Source organism: Gordonia sp. NPDC057258, from assembly GCF_042668985.1.
Classification (GTDB): domain Bacteria; phylum Actinomycetota; class Actinomycetes; order Mycobacteriales; family Mycobacteriaceae; genus Gordonia; species Gordonia hongkongensis.
The window spans coordinates 123,197-140,300 of sequence record NZ_JBHUXZ010000008.1 but is presented as its reverse complement, the minus strand read 5'-3'; the positions used below and the strand labels follow the sequence as shown (position 1 = coordinate 140,300).

Below are 17,104 nucleotides of genomic sequence, written 5' to 3'. Positions count from 1 at the left end.
CTCCAGGAGTTTCCGCGCATGAGCTCGCATCCCCGTCCGCTCGAAGGCCTCCGCATCGTGGAGGTGTCGAGCTTCGTCGCCTCACCGCTGTGCGGCCTGACCCTGTCGCAGCTCGGCGCCGAGGTGATCCGGGTCGACCCGATCGGTGGCGCCGCCGACGTCAACCGCTGGCCGGTCACCGATGACGGCAACTCGATCTACTGGACTGGGCTCAACCGCGGCAAGAAGTCCGTTACCGTCGACTTCCGTGACCCCCAGGGACAGCGGATGATCCAGGATCTCGTCACGGACAGCGGGCCGGGCGGCGGAATCCTGGTCACCAATGCGGGCGGACGGTCGTGGATGAGTCACGAGACGCTGTCCGCGCGGCGCTCCGACGTCATCACCCTCGAGCTACTCGGCCGGACCGACGGCACTCCCGGAGTCGACTACACGGTCAACGCGGCACTCGGATTCCCGTCGATCACCGGCCCCACCGACTACGCCGGCGTCGTCAACCACGTACTGCCGGCGTGGGATGTCGCCTGCGGCCTCTATGCCGCACTGGCGATCACGGCCGCCGTCCGGCGCCGCGACCAGAACGGGGTGGGGGCGCAGATCACCCTGCCCCTGGAGGACACCGCTCTCGCGATCGCCGGGACGCTCGGCTATCTCACCGAACCGCAGCTGAGTGGCGGCACCCGACCGGCCACCGGGAACGACGTATACGGCACTTACGGAACAGATTTCGTCACCGCGGATGACTCTCGCTTCATGCTCGTCGCCCTGACCCCGCGGCATTTCCGCGGTCTGGTCGAGATGACCGGGACCGGCGAGGCGGTCGCGGCCGTCGAACGGGCGCTGGGAGCGGACTTCGCCAGGGAGGACGACCGGTACATTCACCGTGGTGTCCTCACACCGCTGTTCGCGGCGTGGTTCGCGCGACACACGTCTGCCGAGGTCGAGGCCGCGCTGGCGCAGAACTCCGTGCTCTGGGAGCGCTACCGGACTTTTGACGAGGTCGTCGAATCAGGTGTCCTCCAGCGCAATCCGCTCTTCACCGAGCTGGAGCAGCCCGGCATCGGCACCTACCTGGCCGCCGGCCTGCCGGCCATTTTCGACGGTGAGCACTACTTCGCCGGGCCGGCCCCAGAGCTGGGCTCGTCGACGGGGTTCTGAAGGTCGTTCACCCGTGACCCCTCCGCTCCTTGAGGAGCGCCCAGAGCTCGCGGAGGGCGCGGCCACCCCCGCTCCCTGAGGAGGCCGGAGCTTGCGGAGGCGCGGCCACCCCCGCTCCCTGAGGAGGCCGGAGCTTGCGGAGGCCGTCACGAAGGGTCCTGATGAGTCGGGTTGCGAAGACCCTTCGTGACGCGCCCTCCGCAAGCTCCGGGCGCTCCTCAGGGAGCAGGGGGCAGGGCGTTCTTCCGGATTAGAGGGAGCGGGGGTGACCGTCGCTCACACCTCAGGGAGCAGGGGACGACGAACTCACCTGTGCGCCAGATGATCCGGACGTGGCGCGGTCCCGGCGAACGGCGCCTGGAGGGCGTTCGATTTCGCGTTGAAGACGACGAACAGATTGCTGCGCGGGAAGGGCGTGATGTTCCCGCCGGACGCGTGCATGCAGTTCGAGTCGAAATACAGTGCGGACCCGGCGGGGCCGGTGATCGTGTCGATGCCCAGTTCGTCGGCGAGGCTCGCGACATCCTCCTCCTCCGGTGTCCCGAATGGCGGCCGATACGACGTCAGCGATTCCCGGTGGTAGTCATCAGGTGTCTCGCCCACGCAGCTGACGAACCGGCGGTGTGATCCCGGGATGATCATCAGCGGACCGTTGGTGGTGTGGTTCGGCGTCAAGGCCAGCGAGACGCTCAGCGCACGTGGGGCGGGCATGCCGTCCTCGGCGTGCCACGTCTCGAAGTCCGAGTGCCAGTAGAACGGACCGCCCGCGAACCCGGGTTTCAGGTTGATGCGGCTCTGGTGGATCGTGACGTCGTCGTCGAGGATCTGCCGGGCCACCCCGGCAATCGTTTCACGCGAACATATCTCGGCGATGACGTCACTGAGCTGATGCACCGCGAACAGCGATCGCACCTGCCCGCTCGATGATTCGCGGATTACCCGATCGTCGTCGCCGAGCCGCTCGGTGATGGACTCCACCTCGCGTAGGCAGTCGGCGATGTCGGCGTCCGAGAGAATGTTTGTCTCCGTGTGGTATCCGCGATCGGCATAGTGCCGGAGTTCGGGCGCGGACAGCGGACCCGGGTTTCCCATGCTCCCCCACACGGTGTTGTGTGGGCGCGGTTCGATCTGGCTGCGCTGCGCGAGCCGGGTGCGGTAGACGTCGACGGGTGTGCTCGTCGACTGCGCGCCGGGCGAGACTTCGGCGGCTTCTGGAGTTCTGGCTGCTGTGTGAGTTACCACGATCGCAACGATCCTTTCCCTCATCCGGCGGGCCGCTCGCGGAGCAGTTCTGCCCCGGCGGCAGGCAAGGTGATTGTGTTGTGCGCGACCGTCGCACGACGACGCGTCGCGAGGTACGGCGTCCGCGGCGCGGAGTTCTGCACGCCCTTCGGGAAACGGCCGTATATGTGCACCCTGCCAGGGACGACAAACCCCCGCAACCATGCTGGTATGCGCCGCGAAGAAAGTCCTCGACTCAACCGAGCCGGGCGAACTCCAGGATGATGTCGACGGCCCGCGCCGCGCTCTGACACGCGCCCTCCATCGTCGTGGTCCAGTCGGTGCGGGTCCAGTCACCGGCGAGGGCGAGGCCGTCGACCTCGGTGCGCTGGTCTGGGCGGAGGCCGGCGGTCCCGGGTCGTTGCGCGAAGGTCGATTTCGGCATCCGGACCACGTGGCTGTGGACCACCTGCGCGTTCGCCGCCTGCGGGAAGTAGCGGCGCAGCATGTCCATCTGGATCTCGGTGATCTCGGCGTTCGTCTTCGAGATCAGATTGTAGGACGCCGACACCGTCGTCGAGTAGAAGTAGTTGTCGCGTGGTTCGCGCCCGTGCATGCGCTGGCGGTCCCAGACCTGTTCGAGCACTCCCTCACCGCCGTAGAGGATCTCGCCCCAGTCGGTCATCCCGATCGAGCGGTCGAGATAGAGGTTCACACTGACGATGGGCACCGGGGTCAGGTTCTCGACGGCGCGATAGATCCGCTCGTGCCCGGGCACCTGGTCGAGCAGACCCTTCACGCTCCACACCGGTACCGCGCAGATGACGGCATCGGCTGCGATCTTCTCGCCGTCGGCCAGCGTCACCCCGCTCACCGTCCCGTCGGTGACGTCGATCGACGAGACCACCGCCCGGTGTCGGACCTCCACACCGGCGTCGGCGAAGCGCTTCTCGGCGCCGTCGATGAACAACGTGTCGAGATCGACGGTGGGATACCCGATCGAGATCGGCGTACGCGTCTCCCGCGCCCGGCGGGCTCCCGTGACGAGCAGATCGGCCGGGACCTTGGCCGAGGAGATGTCGGGCTTGTCGCCGGTGAGACCGATGACGATGCCGTCCCACAACGCATCCCGGGCCGACTGCGGCAGTCCGATGCGACGGAACCACTCGTCGGCGGTGACCTCGTCGAGCCAGTCGGGTTGCCGAAATGCCTGCCGTATCAACCTGATCTGCGCACGCGCCGTGCGCAACCGGTCGAGGCCGGTCACCCCGGGCAGGTCGCCGAGTGCGGCCCGCAGTCCGGGCAGGCCGGTGAACGCCGATCGGCGCGTCGACCCACCGGGCATCCGGACCGTCATGTGACCCGGGAAGGCCACGTGCTCCCGCGTACCGACGCTGTCCAGATAGCGCATAAGGTGCTCGTACCCGCTGGCGAAGACGTGCTGCCCGTTGTCGGGCACGTCGTCGACGGCGTGCAGCGGCATCGAGATGGTGCGTCCGCCGAGTGAACCCCGCCGTTCGAGCAGGGTGACGCGTTGCCCCGCCTCCGACAGCCAGACCGCCGACGCCAGTCCGGCCAGTCCCCCACCCACGACCACACAATGCATGGCGACAGATTAGCGGTCAGGGCTGACCGATACCGACTGTGCGACGAATTGTCCGGGTCCCGGCGCAGACCTCGTCAACCGGTCATCTTGACGTCCTTGGCGGCGCCGAGGACGGAGAGCGCCTGGGGCACCAGCACGAGACCGAGCACCGCCATGGCCAGGGTCCACGAGCCGGTGACGTCATGGATGGCGCCGATGATGATCGGGCCGGCCGCCGCCGCCAGGTAGCCGACGCACTGCGCCATCCCGGACACCTGGCCCGTCTGTTCGGATCCCGAGCTGCGCAGCACCATGAAGAGAAGGGCCAGACTGATCGACGAACCGGGCCCGACCATCACACAGGCCGCCCAGAATCCCGGCCAGACATCAGTGCTCAGCAGACCCACGAAGCCGACGGCGCAGACCGCGATCACCGACAGGGTCACCACCCGCTGACCGGCGAAGCGGCCGGCGACGATCGGCGCGACCAGCGACATGATCAGGGCGACCACCTGCGCCGACGCCAGGACCGCACCCGCCCGCAACGGCGACATGCCGGCGTCGACGAGGTACTGCGGCAGCCAGGCCACGAACGTGTAGAAGATCAGCGACTGCGTGCCCATGAAGACCGTGATCGCCCACGCGATCGGGTTCGTCAGCAACGACGATGTCGGCGCCGCCGAGGTCACCCGGTGAACCAGCGGCAGCTGCGGAATCCAGACGACCACGGCGACCAGCGCGAGCAGCGACCACGCGGCCAACGCCAGCCGCCAGTCCCCGCCGAGTGCGTCGTTGATCGGCACGCTCACCCCGGACGCGACCGCCGCCCCGCCGGAGAGAGTCATCGAATAGAGGCCGGTCATGAGCCCGGAGCGGTGCGCGAAGTCGCGTTTGATCAGCGCCGGGAGCACGACGTTGCAGGTGCCGATGGCGGCGCCGATGACCGCCGAACCCCCGAACAGGGCGGCCGGCGACGGGATGAGCCGGACGAGGATGCCGACGATCAAGACGAGCAGGGCCCCGAAGATGACCCGTTCGATGCCGAACCGGTTGGCCAGACGGGGAGCCACCGGCGCCGAGATCCCGAAGAACAGCACCGGCAGCGCGGTCAGCAGACCGGCGACGGCGCTGCTGAAGCCGGCGTCGTCGGAGATCACCCCGATGAGCGGTCCGACGGCCACCACGGCCGGTCGCAGGTTCGCGGCGACCAACATCACTCCGACCGCGGTGACGATGACCCCGACGGCGGACTTCTCGCGCGTGGACAGCGCCTGCGCACTCATCCCCACACCTCGGTGGAGTCGACGTAGGCGTACACCGCCGCGCGCGCTGCGTCGGCGTCGCCGCGCTCGATCGCGTCGACGACATCTCGATGACCGCGCGGGTGCGACTGCTCGGCCAGCGGACGTCGCAAGACCGACGGATGAGTACGGGCGATCGCCTCGGCGATTCCGTCGTACATCGCGATGAGCAGCGCGTTGCGGGTCGCGACGACGAGCTCGGCGTGGAATGCGATGTCCGCCTCGGTGTATCGATCCAGGTCACCGTCGGCCATCGCGTCCTCGGTGCGCGCCAGCAACAGGCGGAGACGTTCGACGTCGGCGGCGTCGCCCCGGGCGGCCGCACCGGCCGAGGCCTCGCTCTCGAGAGCACGTCGCACTTCGAGCAGATCCCGGAGCTCCGACGGCGCGGAGGTCCGCGCGATCGCACCGGCGAGTGGGCTCCGGCCGCGCACATACGTGCCGTCGCCCCGCCGGGGCTCGAGCATGCCGGCGTGTTCCAGGGTCGCCGTAGGTGCGCCGGAGATCTTCGATGATCGGGTAGACCGCGCCACAGGCCTCACACTCGAAGTCGAGGAACTCGACAAAACGCGCCCGCTCACGTTCCGGCGACGTCAGGCGGTGGCTGTCCGGGCGCACCACGAGATCGGCCGCGACGGCGGTGTCCGCCGGGGCAGGCGCGGGTTCGCGGTCGATGAGTACCGCGACACCGAGGACGACGACGACGGCCGCGAGGGCCGTCCATGCGATCTTGGTCGGTCTGCTCACTCCTGCCCTGCCCACCCGTACACCGTAGGGGTGACAGAGCCGAAAACGGACATCCGCCTGCTCGATCGCTGACGCAGACACCCATTCGGTGCTTAGATGAGCCATGTCGTTCGGGGTGCGCACGAGTTGGCTGCGCGTGGGTGTCATCGGTGTGGTCGTCGGCGTGCTGCTCGGCGTGTTCGCGGGCACGCCCCCCGCCCAGGCCGCACCCGGGCCGGGCTCGCCACTGCCGTCGGCCGACCCGTTCTACCGTTACAACGCCTCACTGTCGGGCGTGGCTCCCGGAGCGGTGCTCCGCAGCCGTCCCATGCGGTTCCAGACACCCACGATGTCCACCCCGATCACCGGCTCGCAGGTGCTCTATCGCACCACCGACCAGTTCGGCGAGAGCGTGGTGACGGTCGCGACCGTGCTGCGACCGCTGATCCCGGGCCCGACGCGCCTGGTCTCGTACCACATGGCCTACGACGCGCTCGGGTCTCAGTGCGATCCGTCGTACACGCTCAGCGGGGGTTACACCAACGGCACCGCAACCGCCGAACAGGGCGTCATCGCAGGCTATCTCGCCGCCGGGTACACCGTCGTGGTGCCGGACTACGAGGGCGAGAAGCTGCAGTGGACCATCGGCCGGCAGTCGGGCTATGCCGCACTCGACGGCGTCCGCGCCGCACAGTCGTTCCTGCGGCTGCCGCGGTCGACCCCGGTCGGCCTCGTCGGATATTCCGGCGGGTCCATCCCCACGCAGTTCGGCGCCGAGGTCGCGCCGCGCTACGCGCCCGAACTGAACATCGTCGGCGCCGCCGCGGGCGGATTGCCGGTGGACCTCGCGCACAACCTGCCCTACATCAACGGCAGTGCGAAGTGGGCGGGTGTCATCCCGGCGCTCGTGGTCGCCTACCAGCGGACCTACCGGCTCGACACCTCGACGTTCCTCTCGACCCGCGGCCGACAGGTCGCCCAGGACGTCAGCGACGAGTGCATCTCGGAGTTCGCGTCGAAGTATCCGGGACTCACCAGCGCGGACATGGTCAAGCCGCCGTACACCGGTCTGCTCGACGTGCCGCAGGTGGTGCGGGCGATCAACGACAACATCATGGGACGGTCGGGCACCCCGTCGACGAGGATGCTTCTCGCGGTGGGTCACTACAACGCGATCGGGGACACCCTGATGATCACCGGTGACGTGATCGGCCTCGCGAACGAGTACTGCTCACGCGGCGTGGACATCACCTACCGGCAGCTCAACGGCCTGACCCATCAGGAGGCGTTCCTCCCGTTCGAACCGCTGGCACTGCAGTACCTCACCGAGCGGTTCGCGGGTGCCCCGACACAGAGCAACTGCGGTTCGCTGCCGCGCGGGAACAGCCTGGCGCCGCTGCCGGTGCCCTGACCAGGCGGCCTACCCCGGCAGCGTCTCGCCGCCGATCGGGGCCAGCACCTCGCCGGTGTAGTAGGACGAGAGCTGCTCGGCCGCGAAGAACACGTACGACGGTGCGATCTCGTCGGGCTGGGCCGCCCGTCCCATCGGCGCCTGGGTGCCGAAGTCCTTGACCGCCTCGGCCGGCATCGTCGCCGGGATCAGCGGCGTCCAGACCGGGCCCGGCGCGACGCAGTTCACGCGGATCTTCCGTTCCATCAGCGCCTGCGCCAGCGAGTAGGTCAGGGCCAGCACCGCGCCCTTGGTGGCCGAATAGTCGATGAGGCTGTCGTTGCCACGCAGACCGTTGATCGACGACGTGTTGATGATGACGCCGCCGCCGGTCAGGTGCGGCACCGCCGCTCGCGTGGTGTGGAAGAAGCTGTCGATGTTGACGTCGAAGGTGCGCCGCCACTGCTCCGGCGTCAGCTCCAGGAAGTCGTCCACGATCTCCTGGTAGGCGACGTTGTTCACCAGAATGTCCAATGCGCCGAGTTCGTCGACGGTCCGCTTCACGATGTCGGCGCAGTGCGCCGGGTCGGCGAGGTCGCCGCGGTACGCGCGGGCCTGCCGTCCTTCGGCCTCGATGAGCTCGACCGTGTGGCGGGCGTCGTTGTCTTCCTCCAGGTAGGCGATGGCGACATCGGCGCCCTCCTTGGCGAAGGCGACCGCGACCGCACGGCCGATACCCGAGTCGCCGCCCGTGATGAGGGCGGTCTTGCCGGCCAGCAGATCGCGGCCGCGATAGTCACGCATCTCGTCCCGGGGACGTTCGCCCATCTCGTCGGTCTCACCGGGGTAGGAGATCGTCTTCGGTTCGTGCTCGGGGTTCTGGTCGCTCATGATCGAGATGGTGCCCGCTGAGAAGCGTGCGGAAACATCGGCGCGGACCGGGGCGCGGACGTCGTCAGGGGTTCTGGTCGGGGATCTCCTGGTCGAGTTTCTCGTCGAGGGACTCGCCTTCCCGCTGTTCCCGGGCGGTCGTGCCGGTCCGATCACTGGCCGACCAGTCCTCGGGCGGGTCCATCCCCTCCTCGAGCGGGTCCTGACCGAGCCGGTCCTCGTCGAGATCCTCCAAACCGGCTGTCGACGTCAGATCGGGGTTGATGCCCTCAGATGCCGCTGTCGCACTGTCGCCCACGTTGTCGGTACTCATTCTCGTCCTCCTGGCCGTAGCCGAGATCGGTGTCGGTCGGGGTCGGGGTCTCACCGCCGGCCCGGGGTACCGCACATACCCGGCCGACACGCCACCGAAACGATCTCCGCGAGTCCGACTCCGGGGACACGCACCGGGTCGATTCCCGCCGGGTGCGCCAGCCAGGTAAGCTCATCTTTCGCCCGAGACCGCTGGCATTCCTGTTGATTTGTGGTTTGTAGGGGTGAGGGTGACAGACGCCAACGATCACACCGCCGGCGAGTCCCGTATCAGTCACGTCGGCAGCTTCCGGTTCCTCTTCGACACCCAGGAATGGGAGTGGTCCGACGAGGTCGCCGAGATGCATGGTTACCGGCCCGGTGAGGTCACTCCGACGACCGAGCTGATCGCGGGGCACAAGCACCCGGACGACCGGCAGTCGTTCGAAGAGCTGCTCGCGACGATGCTCGACCGCCGGATCCCGTTCTCGAGCCGCCATCGCATCGTCGACACCAAAGGTGAGGTCCGCCACGTCGCGGTGGTGTCGCAGCAACTCACCGACGAATCCGGCGCCGTGATCGGCGCCGAGGGGTTCTATCTCGATCTGACGGCAATCGAGGAGAAGGCCGTCAAGGACCGCGTCGACGAGCACGTCGCGCGATTCCGCGAGCACCAGGGCGTCATCGAGCAGGCCAAGGGCATGATCTCGCTGGCCTACGGCGTGAGCGCCGATCGCGCGTTCGAGGTCATGCGCTGGCGTTCGCAGACGGCCAACGTCAAGGTGAACGAGCTCGCGCGGTCGATCGTCACCGGCGTCCACCGGTACGTGGTGCTACCGGACCCGGTCCGGCAGTCGTTCGACCATCTGCTGCTCAACGCACACCGCTCCGACAACGAGAACGCCTCGTCCTCGAAGTAGCACCGACGCACCACCGTTCATCGCCTCCACGGGCGGTTTCACCGCCGACATTCCGGGGTATCCGCACCGGCACGAGATAGGTGCCGGAAACCGGCAGTCATCTGCGGCTCGCCGAAGCCGCGATCGTGCAGGCCCGGTTGAGAACACAGCCGTTGCGACCCTAGTGAACGGATGTGGCAGTGAGCAGTGCGCAGCCAGGCGGAACAGCAACCCTCGAGACAACGGGGTCGAACACGACACGAGGTCTGTCGACGATGTCGGCGGGCCTCGGTTCGCGGAGGGGCGGTGCGACCCGCGTGCGCGTCGCGTCGGTGCCGCACTCCCACGTGTACGTCCGCCACCTGTCGCCGCTGAACGGTACGGTCAGCGGGCTCGACACCGGCCCGGTCTCGGTCGTACGCCTGCCCGACCCGGTGCCGGCCGACGGCGCCAAGGTGCCGGGCGGCTGGTGGCCCCCGCTCATGCTCGACCCCGCGTGGATCGCCCGCAACCACAACGAGTTCGACGTCTTCCATCTCCACTTCGGGTTCGACGCCGTCGAGCCGGCCGTGATGTCGAAGGTGATCGATGAGCTGTGCACCCACGGCAAACCACTCGTGTACACGCTGCACGATCTGCGCAATCCGCATCACCCCGAACCGGGACGCCACGAGGAGGTCTTGGACATCCTCGTACCGGCGGCGGATGAGGTCATCACCCTGACCCCCGGCGTCTCCCGGGAGATCGCGCGCCGCTGGCAGCGCAAGGCGACCGTGCTGCCTCACCCGCATGTCGTGCCGCCCGGCCGATTCGGTCCGCGCGCGCCGCACGCCGACGACTTCGTGGTGGGGTTGCACGCCAAGAGCATTCGCGCCAACATGGATCCGCTGCCGGTGATCATGACCCTGCTCGAGGCGGCCGCGGACTACCCGGACATGACGGTTCAGATCAACCTCCACGACGAGGTGTTCGTCCCCGGGAAGCACGCGTACAACCCGGACTTCGGCACCACGGCGCTGGCACTCTCCCGGCATCCGTATGCGCGCGTACTCGTGCACGAGTACTTCTCCGACGATCAGCTGTGGGATTACTTGCGGAGCGTGGACGTGTCGGTACTGCCGTACCGATTCGGTACCCACTCCGGGTGGCTCGAGGCCTGCCACGATCTCGGAACCACCGTGATCGCGCCGAGCTGCGGCTTCTACCGCGAGCAGCAGGACTGCCTGTCCTTCGAGTTCACCGAGGACACCTTCGATCCGGACTCACTCGTTTCTGCTCTGGCACAGGCATATTCGGCTCGTCCCGCGGCGGCCTCGTGGCCCGACCGGCGCGCGCAGCGCGAGTCGCTCGCCGAGCAGCACGCCGCCCTCTACACCAGGGCTCTGGATGCGTGACACGTTGAGGATCGCCATCGTCGCGTCGAGCCGCTACCCGATCGCGCAGCCGTTCGCGGGCGGACTCGAGGCCCACGTCTGGCATCTCACTCGCGCCCTCACCCTCGCCGGTCACGAGGTCACGCTGTTCGCGGGCGCGGGCAGCGATCTGCCGGTCGACTCGGATCGCCTGCGCGGCGAGTTGTTCGAGCCCTCCGCGGCCGCACGCTCGGATGTGTCGATGCCCCAACTCGAAGCACTGCAGGATCATCACGCGTACCTGTCGCTCATGCTGTCGTTCACCAACAACCCCGGCGACTACGACGTGATCCACAATCACAGCCTGCACTACCTCCCGGTCGCCATGGGTCCGGCCGTCGAGACCCCGATGGTCACCACGCTGCACACCCCGCCGACGCCGTGGCTCGAGTCCGCGCTGACCCTTGCGCCCGGTACGCGTTGTGTCGCCGTCAGTCGGCACACGGCACAGTCCTGGTCGCATGTGCTCGGCGAGATCCCGGTGGTGCACAACGGGGTTCAGTTGGACCGCTGGCCCGCCGGCCCCGGCGGAGACGACCTGGTGTGGTTCGGCCGGTTCGTACCGGAGAAGGGCGCCCACCTCGCGATCGAGGCCGCCCAGCGCGCGGGCCGTCGACTCCGGTTGGCCGGACCCACCAGCGACACAACGTATTTCGAGCAACAGATCGCCCCGTCGCTGGGCGGGCTCGTCCACTATGAGGGACACCTCCACCAGCACGACCTGGCGCGATTGGTCGGCTCCTGCGGCGCGACCCTGGTGACCCCGGTGTGGGACGAGCCCTACGGCCTCGTGGTGGCCGAATCCCTTGCCTGCGGCACCCCGGTGGCGTGCTTCGCCCGTGGCGGTATCCCCGAGATCGTCGGCGAGCACGCCGGCGTCCTCGTGCCGCCGGGCGACATCGACGCGCTGGCCCTCGCGGTGGACGATGCGCTCACCCTCGACCGGGGCCTCGTGCGTCGGCGCGCGGAGGACCACTGCACGGACATCGCGATGATCGATCGGTACCTCGACATCTACGCCGATCTGGTCGCCGGGCGCCCGTTGGCCGACTCCTCGCTCCCCCGGGAGGTCGGGGTGTGATCGGTTACTACGTTCACCATCAGGGCCGCGGACACTGTTCCCGGGCCACTGCCGTCGCCGGCCACCTCGGCACCGACGTCGTCGCGCTGACCAGCGCGTCGCTGACCGCCCCGGTGTTCAGCGAGGTGATCACGCTCGAGCGCGACGACGCCGACCCGCAGCCGCGGGACGTCGACGCCGGCGGCCTGCTGCACTGGGCCCCACGGCACGACGGCGGACTACGCACACGCATGGCGCAGCTGGCCGAGTTCGTCGAGACGCGCCGACCGGCCGCCGTCGTCGTCGACGTATCGGTGGAAGTCACCCTCTTTCTCCGGCTGATGGGCGTGCCGGTGATCGTGACGGCGCAGCCCGGCGTTCGCGACGATCTGCCGCATCAGCTCGCCTACCGGGCGGCCGATGCGATCATCGCGCCCTGGCCCGCCGAGCTGTATCAACCGGACTGGCTCCGGGAGCATCTGCCGAAAACGGTCTTCACCGGAGGTATCTCGCGGTTCGACGGACGACTCCCCGTGTCCCACCCCACCTTCGCCGCCGACATCCTCGTCGTCACCGGCGCGGGCGGGGTACCGGGTGCCCCGCATCCGGCGACCACACTCGGCGAGGAGCTCCCGGAGCACACCGTCGTCGGGCTCGGACCCGCCTTCGGAACGTGGGTCGACGACCCGTGGCCCTTCCTGTGCAGCGCGCGGGTGACCGTCATCGGCGCGGGTCAGGGAAGCGTGGCCGACGCCGCCGCGGCCGGGCGCCCGGCGGTGGTCATCCCCGAGGACCGACCCTTCGCCGAACAACGGGCAACCGGCAACACCCTCGCACGCTCCGAACTCGCCCTCGTCACGTCGTCATGGCCGTCCGCCGAACGCTGGCGCTCGATTCTCGACACCGCCGGGAGTTCGTCGCCGGAGTGGTCGCGGTGGCACACCGCCGGCGCCGCCGAACGTGCGGCGCGGGCGATCGAGGCGGTCGCGCACCGATGACCGGCGTCCCCGAGGTGGCCGCCGTCATCACGATCGTGTCGGGGCGGCACCGCCACCTTCGACGACAACTCAAGGCGTTCGCCCATTCGACCCGGCGGCCCGACCTGCACTACGTGGTGGCCATGGACGACCCCGACATCACATCTGTCACCGACGGTCATCCGGTGGAGGTCATCCGGTTCGCCAACGACGACCCGGACACCCTGCAACTCGCCGATGCCCGGAACGCCGGCGCCACGGCCGCCATGACCGCGGGGGCCTCGCTCTTGGTGTTCCTCGACGTCGACTGCATCCCCGGCCCGGACATGCTCGAGCGCTACCTCCGCTCGTGCACGGCGACACCGGACCTGAAAGTCCTCTACTGCGGCCCGGTCACCTACCTCCCCTGCGACCAGCCGACCTTCGATGCGCGCGAGCTCGCCCGGTTCACCGATCCGCACCCGGCGCGTCCGTCACCGGGAACCGGGCAGACACAACTCTCATCGGAGCTGATGCTCTTCTGGTCGCTGTCGTTCGCGGTCCGGGCGACCGATTGGCTCGCCCTGGGCGGCTTCCACCCCGGCTACCGCGGTTACGGCGGCGAGGACACGGACTTCGCGATGTCCGCGCGCGACAACGGGTTTCGGATCGCCTGGGTTGGTGGCGCACACGCCTACCACCAGCACCATCCGGTCTCGAACCCGCCGGTCGAACACCTTGCGGACATCCTCCGCAACGCACGGGTGTTTTACCGGCGATGGGGCACCTGGCCCATGGAGGGGTGGCTGCGCGCGTTCGCCGACCGCGGCCTGGTCGCCTACGACACCGCAGGCGACGAGTGGCTCCGGGTCAGCGACGGAACTTCGAGAACCCGATGACGACGCCGCGGGAGGCGGCACCCGGGAGCGGTTCGTCGTAGGAGATCGTGTGAGTGTCGGTGACGGTCTGCACGATCCGCCATCCGAAAGTCGACTGCTTCAGGGTCACGTCCGGGACGAGCTCCCCCCGGATCTCGCCGATCACGCCCTGCGACGACATGTGCAGGGTCAGTTCGATGGACGACTCCTCAGCGGCGGCGGAGATGATCTGCGAGCAGATCTCGTCCACGGCCACCTTGGCGTCGATGACGTCGTCAAGCGCCCAGTCGTCGATGTACAGCGCGGTCTCGACCAGAGCGCGCACCAGCGCGAGACGATCGGTGGCGGCCGGAACCCGCAGGACCGTCGGCGTACCGCCGTCGATCGATAGCTGGGACGTCGCGTCGGAATCGGTCATCAAATGAGTCTTCTTCGCCCGTTGATTGGTGGTGCCGATCTCGGCTGGTCTGGTCATGAGTGCCCCGTGATTCCGTGTTCCAAACCGCGGCCGGAGGACCTTGCCGCGCTGAACGTGCCCCCCCGAACACGTGTCGACACGTTAGCAGAGCGTTTACCCAGATCATGACTCGATGAGATTCACGTCTCCATCCGTCCCATGACCGACGCGGTCGCGGTGAGGCGACGTTTCATCGCCCGCCGCTCGCGGTAAACCCTCCGCACCGAGGCCGGTGTCGAGCACGCCGGCCACCGAGCCCCGACCAGACAGCGCAGGGAGTGCACCATGCCAGATCTGACACCCGAACGAGAAGTCGCGTCGCGTGAGGCCATCGCGCGGCGCCCGGCACGAAAGTCGCGAGGACTGAAGGCCGTCGGCCTACTCGGCTTCGTCTGCCTCGGACTCATGCTGGTGCTCGCCGGCATCGCCATCGCCGCCGGTGCGACCGACCGCGATGCGACGGTGTGGCTGGCGGTCGGCGCCGTCGTCATGGGTCTGATCGCGATCGGACTGCTGATCGGCAGCCGTGTCCTGCTGCGACGTCGCGCAGCCCGCGACGGCGATCGGGCCCATCAGGACCCGATCCAGCCCGAGACCACCGCCGAGGAAGCCGAACGCTATGAGGAGCGGTTCCACGACTTCCCGGTGGAACACGCCGAAAAGAGTGAACGAGGACGAGACGACCGCCTCGAGGAGATTCGCGAAGAGCGTCGAGCCGACAACGGAAAGGCCTAGAGAATGCGTGCAGTCACCTGGCAGGGCAAGCGGAACGTGTCGGTCGAGACCGTGCCCGACCCCAAGATCATCGAGCCCACCGACGCCATCATCAAGGTCACCTCGACCAACATCTGCGGGTCGGACCTCCACCTCTACGAAGTTCTCGGCCCGTTCATGCAGGCCGGCGACATCCTCGGGCACGAGCCGATGGGGATCGTCGAGGAGGTCGGCAGCGACACCGGCGACCTGCGGGTCGGCGACCGGGTGGTCATCCCCTTCCAGATCGCCTGCGGCACATGTCTCTTCTGTCACGACGGACTCATGACGCAGTGTGAGACGACCCGCGTCACCGAACAGGGGACGGGCGCCGCACTGTTCGGCTACTCCCAGCTCTACGGCTCCGTGCCCGGCGGGCAGGCCGAGTACCTGCGCGTGCCGCAGGCCCAGTTCACCCACATCAAGGTGCCGCTGGAGAAGCCCGACTCGCGGTACGTCTATCTCTCCGATGTGTTGCCGACGGCTTGGCAGGCCGTCGCCTACGCCGAGATCCCCCAGGGCGGAACCGTCACGGTGCTGGGCCTCGGCCCCATCGGCGACATGGCTGCCCGCATCGCCACGCACCAGGGAGCGCGGGTCATCGGCGTCGACCGCGTGCCCGAGCGACTCGCCCGGGCGGAGGCCCGCGGCATCGAGACCGTGAACTTCGACGCCGTCGACAACGTCGGCGACGCCATCCGCGACCTGACCGGAGGACTGGGTACCGATTCGGTCATCGACGCTGTCGGCATGGAGGCCCACGGGTCGCCTATCAACAAGGCGCTGCAGAGCGTCGTCGGCCTGCTACCGGACGCCGTCGCCCGCAAGGCGATGTCGGAGGTGGGTACCGATCGGCTGGGCGCGCTCTACTCAGCGATCGACATCGTCAAACGCGGCGGCACGATCTCGCTCTCCGGGGTGTACGGCGGCGCGGCCGACCCGCTGCCGATGCTGACCATGTTCGACAAGCAGATTCGGCTGCACATGGGTCAGGCGAACGTGAAGCGCTGGGTCGACGACATCATGCCGCTGCTGACCGACGACGACCCGTTGGGCGTCGACACCTTCGCCACCCACGAACTACCGCTCAGCGAGGCACCGAAGGCCTACGAGACATTCCAGAAGAAGGACGACGGAATGGTCAAGGTGATTCTCAAGCCGTGAACCCGCGTGGCGTGCCGCGGCCCTTCGTCGCGGCACGCTCGCTGTCGGCCTGCGATCCCGGCCTGGAGTTCTCGTCATCGTCATCGACGACTTCCGATCGCAAGGTCTCGAGAATCCGCGTCAGCAGGCGCGACACATGCATCTGGGAGATCCCCACCTGACGCGCGATCTCGCTCTGCGACATGGACTTGAAGAACCGCAACGTGAGGATGGTGCGCTCGCGTTCGGTCAGCCGCTCGAGGGCCGGCTGCAGCGTGACGAATTCTTCGACGAGTTCCAGTCGCGCGTCCTCGTCGCCGAGGGTGTCGGCCAGCGTCCAGCCGTCGGTCGACGAACCGGCTTCGGCATCGATCGAGCTCGCCGTGTAAGCCGACCGGGCGACCATGCCCTCGATCACCTCGCTGACGGGCAGCCCGAGGTGCTGGGCGATCTCACTCGGGCGCGGCGACCGTCCGAGAGACTGCAGCAACTCCTCACTGGCCTTGGCGATGTTGAGCGACGCCTCCTGGGCCCGGCGTGGCACGCGGATGGACCAGGTGCTGTCGCGGAAGTAGCGCTTGACCTCGCCCATGACGGTCGGGACCGCGAAGGCCAGGAAATTATTGCCTCGTTCGACGTCGAAACGGTCGACGGCATGCATGAGACCGATCCGCGCCACTTGACGCAGGTCGTCAATGGGTTCCCCGCGCTCCGAGAAGCGCCTGGCGACATGGTCTGCCAGGGGCAGGCACCTCGCGATGACGTCCTCCCGCAGCCGGGCACGACGAGCGTCGTCCTTCTCCTCGTGCATGGTCCGCAGAGCCGGAAGGACATCACTGTAATCGTCGTGATCGCCCCGGTCACCCGACGCCATTCTCACCACCAGACTTCGAAGACAGCTCGAGATCGATGCGCAGACCTCGTGCCGCATCCAGAACAGGACTGATGTGCGCACGGGTTCGACGCATATCCGCCTCCAGCCA

17 protein-coding genes are annotated in these 17,104 nt (G+C 68.2%); 9 read left to right on the top strand and 8 right to left on the bottom strand.

What is annotated here, in order from left to right; genetic code table 11:
* Positions 1-18 precede the first annotated feature (18 nt).
* The gene (locus ACFUEJ_RS08630; protein WP_388028679.1) at positions 19-1,158 is read left to right on the top strand and encodes a CoA transferase; all 1,140 of its coding nucleotides are present in this window, start codon (positions 19-21) and stop codon (positions 1,156-1,158) included.
* 306 nt (positions 1,159-1,464) lie between these two features.
* On the opposite strand, the gene thpD is transcribed toward ACFUEJ_RS08630, so the two are convergent.
* From thpD to ACFUEJ_RS08610, 4 genes are all read right to left on the bottom strand, one after another.
* Positions 1,465-2,400, bottom strand: a complete 936-nt coding sequence (thpD, locus tag ACFUEJ_RS08625) for an ectoine hydroxylase (protein ID WP_388028676.1) — start codon at positions 2,398-2,400, stop codon at positions 1,465-1,467.
* Positions 2,401-2,635: 235 nt separating this feature from the next.
* Positions 2,636-3,985: a hydroxysqualene dehydroxylase HpnE gene (hpnE, locus tag ACFUEJ_RS08620; protein WP_078113788.1), complete on the bottom strand. Its 1,350-nt coding sequence runs from the start codon at positions 3,983-3,985 to the stop codon at positions 2,636-2,638.
* A 74-nt stretch (positions 3,986-4,059) separates the two neighbouring features.
* Positions 4,060-5,247 carry an MFS transporter gene (locus tag ACFUEJ_RS08615; RefSeq protein ID WP_165629551.1) on the bottom strand — a complete coding sequence of 396 codons (1,188 nt, stop codon included), beginning with the start codon at positions 5,245-5,247 and terminating at the stop codon, positions 4,060-4,062.
* Positions 5,244-5,798, bottom strand: coding sequence for a FadR/GntR family transcriptional regulator (locus ACFUEJ_RS08610; RefSeq protein ID WP_388028672.1), 555 nt, complete (start codon positions 5,796-5,798; stop codon positions 5,244-5,246). The genes ACFUEJ_RS08615 and ACFUEJ_RS08610 overlap by 4 nt, the downstream gene beginning before the upstream one ends.
* Positions 5,799-6,115: 317 nt before the next feature.
* On the opposite strand from ACFUEJ_RS08610, the gene ACFUEJ_RS08605 reads away from it, so the two are divergent.
* Positions 6,116-7,402 (top strand): lipase family protein, encoded by a 1,287-nt coding sequence (locus tag ACFUEJ_RS08605; protein WP_137809459.1) that lies wholly within the window; start codon positions 6,116-6,118, stop codon positions 7,400-7,402.
* Positions 7,403-7,411: 9 nt separating this feature from the next.
* Here ACFUEJ_RS08605 and ACFUEJ_RS08600 read toward each other — a convergent pair whose 3' ends face one another.
* A complete protein-coding gene (locus ACFUEJ_RS08600) occupies positions 7,412-8,272 on the bottom strand; it encodes an SDR family oxidoreductase (RefSeq protein WP_137809460.1) in 861 nt (286 codons plus the stop codon).
* A 64-nt stretch (positions 8,273-8,336) separates the two neighbouring features.
* Complete coding sequence (locus ACFUEJ_RS08595) at positions 8,337-8,585, bottom strand: hypothetical protein (protein WP_137809461.1); 249 nt, start codon at positions 8,583-8,585, stop codon at positions 8,337-8,339.
* Positions 8,586-8,814: 229 nt separating this feature from the next.
* On the opposite strand from ACFUEJ_RS08595, the gene ACFUEJ_RS08590 reads away from it, so the two are divergent.
* From ACFUEJ_RS08590 to ACFUEJ_RS08570, 5 genes are all read left to right on the top strand, one after another.
* Entirely contained in the window at positions 8,815-9,483 is a 669-nt protein-coding gene (locus ACFUEJ_RS08590) for a PAS and ANTAR domain-containing protein (RefSeq protein WP_058249731.1), read from the top strand.
* A 254-nt stretch (positions 9,484-9,737) separates the two neighbouring features.
* Positions 9,738-10,856 carry a glycosyltransferase gene (locus tag ACFUEJ_RS08585; protein WP_165629549.1) on the top strand — a complete coding sequence of 373 codons (1,119 nt, stop codon included), beginning with the start codon at positions 9,738-9,740 and terminating at the stop codon, positions 10,854-10,856.
* On the top strand, positions 10,849-11,955 hold the full coding sequence (locus ACFUEJ_RS08580) for a glycosyltransferase family 4 protein (protein WP_165629548.1): 1,107 nt from the start codon (positions 10,849-10,851) through the stop codon (positions 11,953-11,955). The genes ACFUEJ_RS08585 and ACFUEJ_RS08580 overlap by 8 nt, the downstream gene beginning before the upstream one ends.
* Positions 11,952-12,932 (top strand): hypothetical protein, encoded by a 981-nt coding sequence (locus ACFUEJ_RS08575; protein ID WP_068970831.1) that lies wholly within the window; start codon positions 11,952-11,954, stop codon positions 12,930-12,932. The genes ACFUEJ_RS08580 and ACFUEJ_RS08575 overlap by 4 nt, the downstream gene beginning before the upstream one ends.
* A complete protein-coding gene (locus ACFUEJ_RS08570) occupies positions 12,929-13,789 on the top strand; it encodes a glycosyltransferase family 2 protein (protein WP_247450269.1) in 861 nt (286 codons plus the stop codon). Before ACFUEJ_RS08575 ends, ACFUEJ_RS08570 begins: the two co-directional genes overlap by 4 nt.
* Here ACFUEJ_RS08570 and ACFUEJ_RS08565 read toward each other — a convergent pair.
* Positions 13,761-14,186 carry a hypothetical protein gene (locus ACFUEJ_RS08565; protein WP_058249946.1) on the bottom strand — a complete coding sequence of 142 codons (426 nt, stop codon included), beginning with the start codon at positions 14,184-14,186 and terminating at the stop codon, positions 13,761-13,763. The genes ACFUEJ_RS08570 and ACFUEJ_RS08565 overlap by 29 nt on opposite strands.
* A gap of 324 nt (positions 14,187-14,510) precedes the next feature.
* Between ACFUEJ_RS08565 and ACFUEJ_RS08560 the strand changes: the two genes are divergently transcribed.
* Together ACFUEJ_RS08560 and ACFUEJ_RS08555 are read left to right on the top strand one after the other, a co-directional pair.
* The gene (locus ACFUEJ_RS08560) at positions 14,511-14,960 is read left to right on the top strand and encodes a hypothetical protein (RefSeq protein ID WP_165629545.1); all 450 of its coding nucleotides are present in this window, start codon (positions 14,511-14,513) and stop codon (positions 14,958-14,960) included.
* Between the two features lie 3 nt (positions 14,961-14,963).
* Positions 14,964-16,142 carry a zinc-dependent alcohol dehydrogenase gene (locus tag ACFUEJ_RS08555; protein ID WP_165629544.1) on the top strand — a complete coding sequence of 393 codons (1,179 nt, stop codon included), beginning with the start codon at positions 14,964-14,966 and terminating at the stop codon, positions 16,140-16,142.
* Here ACFUEJ_RS08555 and ACFUEJ_RS08550 read toward each other — a convergent pair.
* The gene (locus ACFUEJ_RS08550) at positions 16,132-16,995 is read right to left on the bottom strand and encodes an RNA polymerase sigma factor SigF (protein ID WP_068970828.1); all 864 of its coding nucleotides are present in this window, start codon (positions 16,993-16,995) and stop codon (positions 16,132-16,134) included. The two genes, ACFUEJ_RS08555 and ACFUEJ_RS08550, sit on opposite strands and share 11 nt — an antisense overlap.
* Positions 16,996-17,104: the final 109 nt, after the last annotated feature.